At 35.6% G+C, this 13,647-nt stretch carries 13 protein-coding genes and 1 pseudogene; all 14 read left to right on the top strand.

Going from position 1 to position 13,647, the window contains the following annotated elements; genetic code table 11:
• Nucleotides 1–3: 3 nt before the first annotated feature.
• Nucleotides 4–1,104 carry a CDP-glucose 4,6-dehydratase gene (gene rfbG / locus AB5062_RS05070; protein WP_007853875.1) on the top strand — a complete coding sequence of 367 codons (1,101 nt, stop codon included), beginning with the start codon at nt 4–6 and terminating at the stop codon, nt 1,102–1,104.
• Nucleotides 1,104–1,535, top strand: a complete 432-nt coding sequence (locus AB5062_RS05065; protein ID WP_007853879.1) for a hypothetical protein — start codon at nt 1,104–1,106, stop codon at nt 1,533–1,535. The genes rfbG and AB5062_RS05065 overlap by 1 nt, the downstream gene beginning before the upstream one ends.
• A 13-nt stretch (nt 1,536–1,548) precedes the next feature.
• Entirely contained in the window at nt 1,549–2,460 is a 912-nt protein-coding gene (locus AB5062_RS05060) for an NAD(P)-dependent oxidoreductase (RefSeq protein ID WP_032953208.1), read from the top strand.
• Nucleotides 2,453–3,736 carry an NAD(P)/FAD-dependent oxidoreductase gene (locus AB5062_RS05055; protein ID WP_032953211.1) on the top strand — a complete coding sequence of 428 codons (1,284 nt, stop codon included), beginning with the start codon at nt 2,453–2,455 and terminating at the stop codon, nt 3,734–3,736. The genes AB5062_RS05060 and AB5062_RS05055 overlap by 8 nt, the downstream gene beginning before the upstream one ends.
• 17 nt (nt 3,737–3,753) lie before the next feature.
• Nucleotides 3,754–4,407, top strand: coding sequence for an acyltransferase family protein (locus AB5062_RS05050; RefSeq protein ID WP_118121666.1), 654 nt, complete (start codon nt 3,754–3,756; stop codon nt 4,405–4,407).
• Nucleotides 4,408–4,799: 392 nt separating this feature from the next.
• Nucleotides 4,800–6,242, top strand: coding sequence for a flippase (locus tag AB5062_RS05045; protein ID WP_032953205.1), 1,443 nt, complete (start codon nt 4,800–4,802; stop codon nt 6,240–6,242).
• Nucleotides 6,243–6,255: 13 nt separating this feature from the next.
• Nucleotides 6,256–7,200 (top strand): hypothetical protein, encoded by a 945-nt coding sequence (locus tag AB5062_RS05040; RefSeq protein WP_007853890.1) that lies wholly within the window; start codon nt 6,256–6,258, stop codon nt 7,198–7,200.
• Between the two features lie 34 nt (nt 7,201–7,234).
• Nucleotides 7,235–8,482, top strand: a complete 1,248-nt coding sequence (locus AB5062_RS05035; RefSeq protein WP_032953201.1) for a glycosyltransferase — start codon at nt 7,235–7,237, stop codon at nt 8,480–8,482.
• Between the two features lie 7 nt (nt 8,483–8,489).
• Nucleotides 8,490–9,314 carry a glycosyltransferase family 2 protein gene (locus AB5062_RS05030; protein ID WP_032953199.1) on the top strand — a complete coding sequence of 275 codons (825 nt, stop codon included), beginning with the start codon at nt 8,490–8,492 and terminating at the stop codon, nt 9,312–9,314.
• Between the two features lie 135 nt (nt 9,315–9,449).
• Nucleotides 9,450–10,586 (top strand): EpsG family protein, encoded by a 1,137-nt coding sequence (locus AB5062_RS05025; RefSeq protein WP_254909093.1) that lies wholly within the window; start codon nt 9,450–9,452, stop codon nt 10,584–10,586.
• On the top strand, nt 10,583–11,170 hold the full coding sequence (locus tag AB5062_RS05020) for a glycosyltransferase (RefSeq protein ID WP_032953196.1): 588 nt from the start codon (nt 10,583–10,585) through the stop codon (nt 11,168–11,170). Before AB5062_RS05025 ends, AB5062_RS05020 begins: the two co-directional genes overlap by 4 nt.
• Nucleotides 11,152–11,658, top strand: coding sequence for a glycosyltransferase (locus tag AB5062_RS05015; protein ID WP_182001998.1), 507 nt, complete (start codon nt 11,152–11,154; stop codon nt 11,656–11,658). Before AB5062_RS05020 ends, AB5062_RS05015 begins: the two co-directional genes overlap by 19 nt.
• Nucleotides 11,659–11,720: 62 nt before the next feature.
• Nucleotides 11,721–12,833, top strand: a complete 1,113-nt coding sequence (locus AB5062_RS05010; RefSeq protein WP_032953194.1) for a glycosyltransferase family 1 protein — start codon at nt 11,721–11,723, stop codon at nt 12,831–12,833.
• A 378-nt stretch (nt 12,834–13,211) separates the two neighbouring features.
• A pseudogene (locus tag AB5062_RS05005) lies at nt 13,212–13,409 on the top strand (DapH/DapD/GlmU-related protein); the annotation flags it as partial.
• Between the last annotated feature and the right edge of the window lie 238 nt (nt 13,410–13,647).

Genomic DNA, 13,647 nt, shown 5'->3' with positions numbered 1-13,647 from the left:
AATATGGCATTCAATAATGTATATAGAGGAAAGAAAGTATTGATAACCGGTAATACCGGTTTCAAGGGGAGCTGGTTGTCAGCATGGTTACTCATGCTGGGAGCGGAGGTATACGGCTATTCAAATAGTATACCTACCCAACCGTCCATGTTCGAGGTTGTTGGCCTACCCGACAGAATCCATCACCATTATGGTGACATCCGTAATAAAGAGGAGATGAGTGATTATGTTCAGGCTGTAAAGCCTGATTTTATCTTTCATCTTGCTGCACAGGCCATTGTTTCTACTTCCTACAAGGAGCCTTTTGATACCATCACTACCAATGTGGTAGGTACGGCTTCCGTGCTGGAGGCCATCCGTAATATCACATGGAATTGTACCTGTGTTCTTATCACCAGTGACAAGGCTTACGATAACGTGGAGTGGATCTGGGGATATCGTGAGACAGATGCGGTAGGCGGAAAGGATGTCTATTCCGGTTCAAAGGGTGCAGCCGAACTTACTATCAAGTGTTATTGGAAATCCTTTATCCAAGCTATGCCCAATATCAAACTGGGAGTGGCCCGTGCCGGGAATGTTATCGGAGGTGGTGACTGGGCGAAAGACCGTATCATCGTAGATTGTGTCAAGGCATTTTCAAGGAATGAGGTGGTGGAGATACGTAGTCCCAAAGCTACCCGCCCCTGGCAACACGTATTGGAACCATTGAGCGGTTATCTCAATCTTGGACAATACCTTTATGAAGGAAAGGTGAAGAATGGAGAACCGTTTAACTTTGGCCCTCGTGCGGAGCAGACCAAGACAGTGTTTCAGTTGGTTCAGGACTTGGCCGAACTTTGGGGGCTGGATAGGAATACGGCAGCCCGGCTGACCGGCAATGTGCCTTTCGAAGAGGCTACTTTATTGAAGCTTAATTGTGACAAGGCACTGGCTTATCTTGACTGGCATTCTACATTGCACTATGAGGAATGTGTACATTTTATTGCTGACTGGTACAAAGCTTTTTATACAGATGCCAATGTGGATATGTACAGCTTGACCACTGCCCAGATAGATTCCTATGTCAGGGCTGCCGGAGCACAACATTTAAAATGGGCGGAATAATGATGGAAGGAGTGACAGTTCATCCCCTGAAGCATATTGTCGTACCCAAAGGGGATATTTATCATGCTTTAAAATCTACTGATGAAGGTTATGTCGGATTTGGTGAGGCTTATTTCTCACAGATAGAACACGGTGCAGCCAAAGGCTGGAAACGCCATAACCGCATGACCTTGAATCTGGTTGTGCCCGTCGGTGCTGTCAAGTTCGTAATCTATGATGACCGTGAGGGCAGTCCCACCCGTGGGCAGTTTGAAGAAATAACCCTGTCACCTGAAAGCTGCTATCAGCGGCTTACTGTAGCTCCCGGACTATGGATGGCCTTTTATGGAGAGGGGGAGGGCATATCCATGCTGATGGATATCATACCTGAACCTCATGATCCTTCGGAAGCAAGCCGGATGGAGCTGGAGGCGATAGACTATAAATTTTAAACATTGTAGCTTTATGAAGATATTGATTACAGGAGCTACCGGATTTGTAGGTCGGACACTGATTCCTTATCTGTTCAGTCATTCATTGACAGATATTTGTCTGTTGGTAAGGGACAGACAGAAAGCAGAAAGCATGTTTCCTGGTCTTTGCTTGGAAATAATTGCTACGACAGAGGGCGGATGGTGCAAGCAGGTTATCGGTTATTCTCCTGATGTTGTCATCCATATGGCAACTTTCTTTACTGCAAGAAGGGATGATATGTCCATAGAAAAACTGATTGGATCAAATATCCTGTTTACCACCCACTTGCTTGAGGCAGTTTCCCATACTTCCTGTAGCCACTTCATTAATATAGGTACATTTACTGAATTTTTAAATGGCGCGGGTGAATATTTGCCCAATAATCTTTATTCCGCTACCAAAACAGCGGTACGCCCTATTATAAGGTATTATCAGGCACAGTCATGTTGGAATTGGATTAATGTGGTAGTCTACTCTCCCTATGGGCGGTATAATTCAAGCAAGAAGGTGATTGATTATCTGGTCGATGCGGTAAAGGCGGAAAAGCCCGTGGATTTTTCTCCGGGTAACCAGGTACTTGACTTCATACATGTTGATGATATAGCAGATTTCTTTTATACATTAATCCTTTCCTTGGATAACTTGAAAGACAGCTATTACCAGTTTCATCTTGGAACAGGTGAGGGGCATTCGTTACGCGGAGTGGCGGATATGATAGAGTCAGTCTGGAACCGTCCCGTAAAAGCAAATTGGGGCGGCTGCCCGTATTCTCCTTCTGATGCCATGTATGCCGTGGCTCCTATAAATAGGAACATCACTTTGCTGGGATGGAAGGCGTCCATCTCCTTGAAGGAAGGTATTAGGATATTGCATGAAGATATGAAGACATATGAAAATGAATAATCCCGTTCTAATCCTTGGTGCTGGAATATCCGGTCTTGGAGCTGCATACAAGTTATCTTGCAATGGTCAGCAGACTGTAGTTTTGGAAAAGGATACTACTTATGGAGGTCTTTGCGGTAACTTTACCATTGACGGTTTCCGTTTTGACCGTTTTGTTCATTTTTCCTTTGCTAAAGATGAACAAGTAAATAGAATCTTTATGGATGGAGCCGGAGAGGTATTCAGACATGTTCCTAATGCATATAATCTTTATCAGGGAATATGGATAAAGCATCCGGCCCAAAATAATCTTTATCCGCTCAGTCAGAAGATGAAGGATGCCGTAGTAAGAGATTTTTTATCCCGTCCGACAGATATTGACTCTTCTCAGATACAAAATTACGACCAATGGTTACGGCTTCAATTCGGTCATTTTTTTGCAGAACATTTTCCGATTCCTTATACTAAGAAATATTGGATGACTGAAGCAAAGGATTTGGAAACAAGATGGATGGGCAGCCGGGAAGGAAGCCGTTTATACCAGCCTTCCGTTGAAGAAGTGATACAGGGGTGCAATACATCCGAAACTCCTGTAACCTATTATAGTAAGGAGATGCGTTATCCACGAAAAGGTGGATTTAAGCAGTTTTTGTCTGCTTTGGTAGAAAACCAGGATATTCGTTATAACCAACAGGTCATATCGATAGATGTAGAGAATCGTCTTCTTCGTACATCAAAAGGCGATGAATATCAATTTGACCGTTTGATTAGCAGTCTTCCGCTTCCTGAGGTAATTAAGATGCTGAAAAACGTTCCTGTTGATGTTTGCAATGCAGTTGCACGGTTACACTGTACCTGTGGTTATCAGATATCGGTCGGACTGAAGACGAAGAATATCCCTCCTTATCTTTGGTGGTACATTTATGATGAGGATATTCTTCCTGCTCGCGTCTACTCACCTTCCTTGAAGTCGCCCGACAATGTTCCCGAAGGTTGTTCCTCACTTCAGATGGAAGTGTATTGTAACCGTAATGAATATACCCGGGAAGAGCTGTTGGCACGTTCAGTGGGAAAACTTGTTTCTTTAAACATTTTAAAACAAGAAGATATCCTTTTTACTGATATCCGTTTCGAACCATACGCCAATGTCATTTTTGACCATAATATTTATGAAGCCCGTAAGACTGTCCGTGATTACCTTTTTTCCCTTGGTATTGAAACGATTGGGAGATTTGGAAAATGGGGATATCTGTGGAGTGATCAGAGTTTGATGAGTGGATTGAAAGTTGAAATGTAAATAAGCATACTAAGAAAATGGATAGAGATATTTCATTGGATGCCATAAAATTAGTGGCCTGCATTTTTGTATGTACTCTTCACACAATAGGGATGTTTATGTCTGAGTCTTCAGATTTTCATTTATCCTATCTTTTATTTTATATGTCGGGGATTGCAGTTCCATTGTTTTTTATGGTAAACGGCTTTTTATTGGCCCCTAAGGATGGTGGAATGAAGTATTATTATAGGAAGATTTTTAATATTGTCAAGATCGTATGTGTATTTACTTTCATTTTTGATATTCCTAAACTTGTTAGAGGTGATATCTCTATATTAATGCCGTTTAAACAAGCTTGTAGTAGTCTGTTTTTTCAAGGTGGAGTGTTCCCTGTATTTTGGTTTTTGGGAAGTCTCATTTTTATATATGCCCTAATGCCATTTTTAAAGAAATATATCATATCAATAAGAACTAGATTATACGGTTTATTGCTTTTCCTGTCAGTGCTGCAGTTTATAATATACACTTGCGATATTTATACAAATTACGTTTATTCTTTTATATTTGAAAATGTGTATATACCGCAATCTTTTCGTTTGTATTCCCATCTGATGTATTTTCTATTAGGTGTTTGTTTGAGGTTATATCTTACAGATAATAATATGTTAAAAAATGTAATAGGGGGGGGGTAAAGCGGTCTTGTGCTATATAATTTATATTTTATGTGCTGCGTTAATTTGTTATTTATTATATCGCAATGTTGGTGCGATAGAATATTTTCAAAATTCAATTATCTGTGTATTGGCTTCTTTGTCTTTTTTCTTGAGCTTAAGGTCGATAGTTTTTAGCGGTTATATAGGGAGGACTATTGTTAATCTTTCATCTTGTAGTATTTTAGTTTATACCATTCATTATCCGATTCTTTCATTATTGTATATGAAAACAGATCTGTTCGTACATACAGATTTTTCCTTTCTTGCTTGGGCCGGTTTATTGTTGTTATGGTTCTTCATATCTTATTGGGTATATCAGATACCGTATATTAGCTCTTTCTTAAGAATTTAGTGAAAGTCTTGTTTCATCTATGTCTGTAAAACAAAACTATTTTTATAGTTTGCTGAATACTATTTCAGGGCTGTTATTTCCGATTGTAACATTTCCGTATGTTGCCCGTATCTTGATGGCAGACGGGATAGGACAGGTAAATTTCTATCTTTCCATCATTAATTATATATCCATGTTTGCAGGGTTAGGAATACCGACTTATGCCATTCGGGAAATAGCTAGGGTGAAGAGCAATGTGAAAGAGATGAATCAAGTGGCAGTGGAAATACTTCTATTACATACCTTTCTTACTCTGTTGGGATATATTGTAGTAGGTGTTGTAGCGCTTACCGTAGCGCAAGTTCAAGTCAATCTTCCTCTTTTTCTGATTTTAAGCATGAATCTCTTTTTTATTGCTATTGGATGTGAATGGTCTTATCAAGGGATGGAGGACTTTAAGTATATTACAATAAGAGGTTTGATTGTTAAGATGTTGTCGGTGGCATTGCTTTTTGTTTTGGTGAAAGACCGGTCGGATTTACTTTATTATGGTGTGTATTCAGTGGTAGGAGTCGTTGGAGGTAATATCTTTAATGCATTCCGGTTAAGAAAGTATATAAAGTTCCATCTATTGGAATTAAAAGAACTTCATCCTATGCGGCATCTGATTCCTGCCTTGCGGATATTCCTTTTGAATGTTGTGGCCAGCATTTATCTCCAACTGGATACAGTCATGTTAGGATTTCTTAAAGGGAATGAGGCTGTAGGCTATTATACCGGTGCCATTAAATTGACTAAAATGCTAATGGGCATCACTTCTTCTTTATGCGTTGTCCTTTTGCCACGTCTGTCTAATTTGGTGGTGGAGAATGAACGTGAGGAATTTGAGCGGCTATTAAGGAAAGCATTGGATTATGTGATAACGATAGCGGCACCAATGAGTATGGGGCTTGTTATAATGGCCCCCACTTTAGTCTATCTTTTTTGTGGTGAAGGATATGTACCCTCCATTTCAACCATGCAGATAACGGCTCCTATCATTCTTTTTATCAGCATCTCGTATGTGTTGGTGCAATCCATATTTTCTCTGGGTAAGGAAAATATAACTATTATCACAGGCATAGTGGGTGCTTTGACCAATGTTGCTATAAATTTCATGCTTATACCACATTGGGCTCAGGACGGGGCGGCAATAGGAACTTTGTTGGCAGAATTTTCTGTTATGATAGCCTATCTGTTTATCATACGCCGTTTTTCAATTATTTCTATATTCACTCGCCATACCGCCCTGTGTCTGTTTGCCGTAGCCATTATGGGGACCTGTCTATGGGGAGTGTCTTTGTGGAAGTTTTCTCATACCTTAAATCTGTTTGTAATGCCATTGGTGGGAGGTGCGGTTTATGCCACAGTTTTAGGCTTTGCTAAAGAGCCTTTACTTCTGGATGTATGCCGTATGGTCAAACAAAGAATAAGAATAAAATAATATTGATATAATAATGGATACAGCAGTTCTTTTTGAGACATTTGCACGGCCTCAATATGCCCGTCAGGTTTTTGACCAGATAAAGAAGGCAAAGCCTAAGAAACTTTACTTTTATTCTAATAAGGCGCGTGTTGACCGTCCTGATGAAGTAAGGAATAATGAAGAAATTCGTTCATGGGTGAAAGAAGTGGATTGGGATTGTGAACTTCACACTTTTTTCCGTGAAGAGTATGTGGATGTTTATACTTCGGTTCGTGGTGCAATGGACTGGGTATTTGATAATGAAGAACAGGCAATAATACTTGAAGATGACTGTGTGCCGTCCGTTGCATTTTTTGAGTATTGTGATTTCTTCCTTGATAAATATAAAGAGGATAAGAGCATAGGATTTATTTCCGGAGCAAATTATTTAAAAAATTATGTTCCAGAGAAAGAAAATGACCATATATACTGTAATCTATTTTGTTTTTATGGCTTTGCTACTTGGAAGGATAGATGGAAAACTTTGGATTTTAATATAACCTGTGAAGAGGTTATTGAAAAGGGCTATATCAATCGATATTATAGAGGGGAAAAAGAGTCTATTATTATGGAACAATATTTTATGAGAGTGGATGATTTCGTGAAACGTACTCATTGTTGGGACTATATATTTGATTTGAACTCCTTTAAAAATGATTCGTATGGCGTTTACCCTATTGTTAATCTTGTTATGAATATAGGAGCGTATGGCGTGCATACTAATGCGAGTGTCTTGAAGTTAGTTGAGGGATTTTTTGGAGAACGACATTATCCTTTTGCTCCAAAACATAAAGGTGTGTTTACAAAAAGATTTAATAGAATAATGATAGAAAAAATTTATAGAAACGACAAAAAGGGGGAAGTTATAAAAAGGGGATTAAAATTTTTGTTGGGACAGAACTTCTATTCATATCTGAAGAGTATTGTAAAACAATAATAAGTATTTGTGATATTAATAAATCAATTACAAGATGAAAGTTTTACATATATCTACATCCGATCGTCAAGGTGGAGCGGCAATAGCTGCATATCGTCTTAATGAAGCTTTACAAAATGAAGGAGTAGATTCAAAAATGTTGGTATATAATAAAATAACTTTGAATCCTACAGTCGAACGTTTTTCTTCTTTTTGTAGTATATGGGAAAAGTTATTCTATAAACCGTTAATCCCTTTGCGTACTTTAATAAAAGAAAAAATGTTGCATAATGTTGTGACATTTTCTATGGGTAGATATTGGAGCTGTCGAATTCACAACTTGCCTCTTGTACAAGAGGCTGACATCATATATATCCATTGGATTAATGGCGGTTTTTTAACTGTTAAAGAAATAGAAAGCATACTTAAGTTAGGGAAACCGACTTTTATTTTCCTTCATGATATGTGGCTGTTGACAGGTGGTTGTCACCATGCCTTTTCTTGTCAAAAATATTACTCGTTATGCAATGAGTGCCCTACTATAAATAGAACTAGTGTGAAATGGATATGTAAATATGTATTTAAGAATAAAGAAAGATTGAAGAATTATAGTAATCTTCATCTTATATCTCCAAGTCATTGGATGGATGATTGCGTAGGAAAAAGTGCTTTATTCCATCATGTTGATAGGATGATTATTCCAAATTTGCTTAATACTGTTAGATTTAGTCCGATAGATAAAATCATAGCCCGTCAATTATTACAGCTTCCTTTAAATACTCAACTAATTTTATTTGCAGCAGATTCAGGAACACAAAATCCATATAAAGGATGGCCTCTTTTAAAGAAAGCACTAGGTAGAATGTCTGGGTTAAACATGGCAATAGTGGTGCTTGGAAACTTTCTTTGTCCTGACGAAATTTCTTCTTCTCCATTTGCGTCTTATTCTATGGGGAAAATATCTGATGAGTACTCTTTGACATTGTTATATAATGCAGTTGATGTTTATGTAACATCTTCTTTGGCTGAATCATTTGGACAAACCATAATAGAAGCGCAAGCGTGTGGTACCATTCCTGTGGGGTTCGATTTGGGAGGAATCCCTGATATTATAGAACATGAGAAAACTGGATATCTAGCAAGAGAAAAAGATATTGAAGATTTGAAAGATGGAATTCTTTGGGCATTAAGTCATTCTGAGGATGAAGCAATAAAGAAGAATATGATTGACTCTGTTTCAAATAAGTTTTCATATAAAATAGTGACAGAGCAGCATATGAGAAAATGGAATATGATAAAATGAGATATAGATGAATTTATTTAAAGAAACAGATACTTTGATTTCAATTGTGACAGTGTCATATAACGCTGTTTTAACTATTGAACAGACTATCCTTTCCGTTATTAATCAGACTTATCCGAATGTTGAATATATTATTATTGATGGAGGAAGTACAGATGGAACAGTGGACATTATCAAGAAATATGCGAATAAAATCGCTTATTGGGTGAGTGAACCAGATAAGGGGATTTATGATGCGATGAATAAAGGTGGGCTTAAGGCTACAGGTGATTTTATTCAGTTTCTTAATGCTGGGGATTGGTTTGAGAATGAACATGTCATAGAAAAAATATTTAAAGATTGGTATAAAAGGGTGGATGTAATTTATGGTGATATGATTATTCGTCGTAGTGATGGGGTGTATTATGCAAAAGCTCAAGATTTGTCACATTTTGAAAATGACTTTCCTTTATTTCATCCTTCGACGTTTATAGCTAGATCTGTATTTGTTAGTCATTTATTTGATGTATCATATAGGATTTCAGCAGATTTTAAACTTCTACGTGATGTCTATTATGAGCATGGCAAATTCTTATATCTTCCTTTTGTTTTTACTAATTTTGATGCTATATATGGACTTTCTTCATCAGAGTGTGCCTTAGAAATATTTAGGGAACGAGGAAGGATTTATGGTAAGGATAAAACGGTAGGATGGAAATTTATATATATGATTTACAGCGTGAATTTAAAGATTAAATCCTTGTTGAAGTGGATTTTGAAATTTTGTAGTTCATCTTGTTATCAAAGAGTAATAAAGATGCGTGTTCCAAATCATTTAGAGAGAATTTCATGATACATTCTTTGATTTTATCTGATAGGAGGAATAATCATAAGTTAAACCTTGGGTATATTGATATTCATAATATATCCTATATTGTCATTTCCGTTCATTCTGAAAGGTATTTTAAAAAGGGAAAGATGGGCTTATTTGTTAGGTGCTATTCTTATGGGGTACATAGGGATGTTATATCCACCGGCAGGAGATATGTATAGATATGCTGAAGACTTTAATTTATATAAAGAACTAGATTGGGAATATTTCTGGATTTTTATGGCATTGAAATTTGATTATTTCTTGCCGCTACTTTCATGGATATTGGGTAAATTGGGTGCATATCCAGAATCGACTCGATTTCTGTTTGTGGCATGTTCTTACTATCTGTTATTGGATTTGTACCATGATATAACATTGTCAAATAAGGATATGACTAGGCGGACTAGAGTTTATTCTCTTATATTACTTGTTCCTTTAACCTTTTCAATTTATCTCTTTCGAATGGGATTTGCCCAAGTTGTCTTAGTTTATGGAATTTATTGGTTTCTAATGAAAAATAGAAAGAAAGGACTTTTCTTTATAATATTTGCAGTCTTTATTCATGTCAGTTATATGCCTTTTATTTTTATTGCAATAGCTAGTAGATATAAGATATTTAATTTTTCATCTAATGTATTTTGCTATCTTTGCTTTCTCTTGATTTTTATAGAGTCATCATCATTGGGGGTAACTCTTTTACGCTCTCTTCCTTTTTCGGAATCTTTGTTGGTTCATCTCGAAGAGTATATTTCCGGAAGTCAATCAGAAAATTTGAGTTCTCAATTTACTGTAAGACAGTTAATTGCAAAATATTTCTTTAATATTGTTTACTATATAACTTTATATCAATATTATGTATTCTATAAATTAAACCCACAACCATTGAAAATTAAACGGTTTGTGAATATATTCATTATTGTTATTATTATGAGTTCTTCGGTACCTATATTGCATGCTCGTTTACTCGATGTTTTGAAGGTATTTTTGATATTGTCATCACTATGTTTCATGAATAATTCGTTTAGAATGCAAAGACTTTTACGAATAGTAGTAGTATTTACAATAATAAACATATTGTTTTCTTTTTGGCAAATACGTTTCTTCTTGAAATTTAGTCGAATTGATGTTTTATTTACATCTTCATCAGTGCAATTGATAGATTTTCATTATACGGATAAATGGGTATCTAAAAATATAGATGAAGAAGGACATCTTATAGAATGGCTAAAATTAGGATATAGACCTTTATGAAGAACAGGATTTTAAAAATAGCTTTCTTTTTGCCTACTTTAAATGTTGGAGGGATTGAGCGTGTTTTTATCACTTATGGAAATTCACTGAGTGAATTTTATGATGTGGAATTTGTTTTGTGTAAAAAAGAAGGAATTCTGTTGAAAGAATTGTCTTCTAAAGTAAACGTATATAATTTAGGTAATGTAAGACTGGCTAATTCTTTTTATTATTTAAGAAAGTACTTGAAACAGAACAGGCTTGATTGTATAATAACTGGAGGTGACTATCCTAATATGGTTCTAGTTTTAGCTTCACTGCATTTGAGTCATAGGCCAAAAATTGTAATTTCTCAACATAATTATTTTAATATCGAAATTGAACATTTGGGATTATGGGCAAAATTTTCAAAAATATGGACAAGAATAATTTATCCATATTCACATAAAATAATAGCTGTATCTGATGGTATATATAAGTATTTGATATATGATTTAAAACAAAAACCTACTAAAATCATTAAAGTTCCTAATCCTATTAATGTAAAAGAAATTAATGTAAAATCAAAAAAAAATGTGAGTTTAATTTGCCTGATAATTATATAGTTTTTATTGGTAGATTGGGTGCTGTGAAAAATATATATATGTTATTAGATGCATATGAGAAAGCAAGATTGAATGAATGTTATTTAGTAATTGTTGGGGATGGTGTTGATATGATGTCTCTACAAAAATATGCAATAAAGTTATCAAAAAAAAAGCGCATTATTTTTACAGGGGCTACTAATAACCCTTTGCCTGTCTTGAGGAATGCGAAATCTTTAGTCCTTCCTTCTTTTTCTGAGGCTTTCCCTACTGTCTTATTGGAGGCAATATGTTTAGGCGTTCCTGTGGTAGCGACTCCTACAGAGGGTGCAAAGGAGATTTTAAATAACCTTCCCAATGCTTATATAAGCAATAGCTTTACTGATAGTGATGAATTTGCTAAGTTATTGGAACAGGCTTATTGCCAACCTAAAATAGATTTATCTTCTTATTTAAAAATTTATGATGAAAAAGTTATATGTGCTTCCCTAATTAACAGTTGTATATAATTTATTTCTGTTGATTTAAGCTTGGATTGGGATAAATTATTTATTAAAGATGTGTTTGAGGTATGAAAACTAAGATAGTTATATCTGCTGTAAATTTAGTAGAAGGTGGTCCATTGACAATTCTTCGTAGTTGCTTGAAAGCTTTAAATGATTATTCTGCATATAATGATGTAGAAGTACTGGCTTTAGTCCATAAAAAGGAATTGTGTTCATTCTCCAATATTACATATATTGAGGTGCCTTGGGCAAAAAATAATTGGATATATCGCATCTTCTTTGAGTTTTTTTATTTAAAAAAAATTTCTAGGAAAATAAAGCCATATTTATGGTTTTCCCTACATGACACTTCTCCTAATGTAAAGGCAGCAAAAAGAGTTGTGTATTGTCATAATCCAACTCCATTTTATGTTCCTAAAATGTCTGACTTATGGTGTAATTATAAAGAATTCTTTTTTTCTTTATTCTATCGTTATTTATATCAAATAAATATCCATAAGAATGATTTTATTGTAGTTCAACAGAATTGGTTGAGGGAGGCTTTCTCAAATATGTATTCTTTAGATAAAAAGAAAATCATAGTAGCTGTACCGAGAAGTGCGAATGTACAAATAAAACATAAGGAAAAAGAGGAAGCAACTAGTATTTGTAAATTTTTCTTTCCTTGCTATCCCCGTTCATTCAAAAACATCGAAGTGATATGTAAGGCATGTGAGATTTTGGAAAAGAAAGATAATGCTAAATATAATGTATTGCTGACTCTAAAAGGTAATGAAAACAGATATGCCAAACTATTATATAAACAATATTCTTCTTTAAAAACTATCACGTTTGGTGGACTATTGTCTTATGAAGAGGTGTATGAGAAATACAATAAGATAGATTGCTTGATATTTCCTTCCAAATTGGAAACATGGGGATTACCTATATCAGAATTTATGGCTTTTGATAAACCGATGTTGATAGCTGATTTGCCGTATGCGCATGAAACAGCTGCGGGTGCAAAGTATGTGGCTTTTTTTAATCCTGATACTCCAAAAATGTTAGCGGACAGGATGAGTGAGGTTATAAATGGTGATTTGTTTAATTTTTCTTCTGTTCCATTGGTAAATATAGAGTTACCCCATGTTACTAGCTGGAAAATGCTGTTTGATAAATTATTAGTTGATAATGATTAAGAATTCTTATTCTTTTTGGGGATACTTGCGATTAGCAATATTCGTGATACGAACCAAATTTATTTCGAGTAAAGCTCGTATAATTCGTTTCCCTATTGAAATTAGAGGGAAAAGATTTATTGATTTTGGCTCTAGACTTACAACAGGTAAGGGGTGTCGATTAGAAGTGTTTTCTACAAAAGAAAAAAAACTATTTTTCGGGAATGATGTACAGATAAATGATTATGTGCATATATCTGTAATGTCTAGTGTTAGTATTGGCGATAACGTATTGATGGCTAGCCATATTTATATTGCAGATAACTCTCATGGATTCTATGGAGGGGGGCTCAGTCAAGTCCTGATATACCACCTATAAAGCGTGATTATAAGATAGCTCCTATTTCTATAGGGAACAACGTTTGGATAGGTGAAGGGGTAGTGATTATGCCTGGTGTAATAATTGGAGATGGTAGTGTAATAGGTGCAAACTCGACCGTCACAAAAAGTATTCCTCCAAATTCAATAGCAGTAGGTCAGCCAGCAAAAGTTATAAAATTATTTGATCGTGAAAGTCAACAGTGGATTATGAATTGATTGAATGTAAGCAGTCAAAAATTGGCTCATAATTGAAACCTCTATCTTCTCTGCGAACAAAAATTTTAGAATTTATGTATAGCAGTGAAGATCTTGAAAGGTTTTACTTTCAATACCAGACCGAGGCTTTGCCTCATGGAGAATCTCTCCAATCGTTTTGCGTTAAGAACAAAGTTCCTTATAACATCTTTCAGAAATGGTACAGGGATACCCGGAAAAAAGTAGTTGAAGTCCAGGT

This window comes from Phocaeicola sp. RTP21359st1_B8_RTP21360_211022, from assembly GCF_040911965.1.
In the GTDB taxonomy this organism is placed as follows: domain Bacteria; phylum Bacteroidota; class Bacteroidia; order Bacteroidales; family Bacteroidaceae; genus Phocaeicola; species Phocaeicola vulgatus.
Note: the sequence above shows the minus strand (reverse complement) of the source record. Positions and strands in the feature narration are given on the sequence as shown.

What these genes read in the sequence shown, in the direction of transcription:
- rfbG (WP_007853875.1), top strand. Translation starts at nt 4, where the DNA reads ATGGCATTCAATAATGTATATAGAGGAAAGAAAGTATTGATAACCGGT.
- AB5062_RS05065 (WP_007853879.1), top strand. Translation starts at nt 1,104, where the DNA reads ATGATGGAAGGAGTGACAGTTCATCCCCTGAAGCATATTGTCGTACCC.
- AB5062_RS05060 (WP_032953208.1), top strand. Translation starts at nt 1,549, where the DNA reads ATGAAGATATTGATTACAGGAGCTACCGGATTTGTAGGTCGGACACTG.
- AB5062_RS05055 (WP_032953211.1), top strand. Translation starts at nt 2,453, where the DNA reads ATGAATAATCCCGTTCTAATCCTTGGTGCTGGAATATCCGGTCTTGGA.
- AB5062_RS05050 (WP_118121666.1), top strand. Translation starts at nt 3,754, where the DNA reads ATGGATAGAGATATTTCATTGGATGCCATAAAATTAGTGGCCTGCATT.
- AB5062_RS05045 (WP_032953205.1), top strand. Translation starts at nt 4,800, where the DNA reads ATGTCTGTAAAACAAAACTATTTTTATAGTTTGCTGAATACTATTTCA.
- AB5062_RS05040 (WP_007853890.1), top strand. Translation starts at nt 6,256, where the DNA reads ATGGATACAGCAGTTCTTTTTGAGACATTTGCACGGCCTCAATATGCC.
- AB5062_RS05035 (WP_032953201.1), top strand. Translation starts at nt 7,235, where the DNA reads ATGAAAGTTTTACATATATCTACATCCGATCGTCAAGGTGGAGCGGCA.
- AB5062_RS05030 (WP_032953199.1), top strand. Translation starts at nt 8,490, where the DNA reads ATGAATTTATTTAAAGAAACAGATACTTTGATTTCAATTGTGACAGTG.
- AB5062_RS05020 (WP_032953196.1), top strand. Translation starts at nt 10,583, where the DNA reads ATGAAGAACAGGATTTTAAAAATAGCTTTCTTTTTGCCTACTTTAAAT.
- AB5062_RS05010 (WP_032953194.1), top strand. Translation starts at nt 11,721, where the DNA reads ATGAAAACTAAGATAGTTATATCTGCTGTAAATTTAGTAGAAGGTGGT.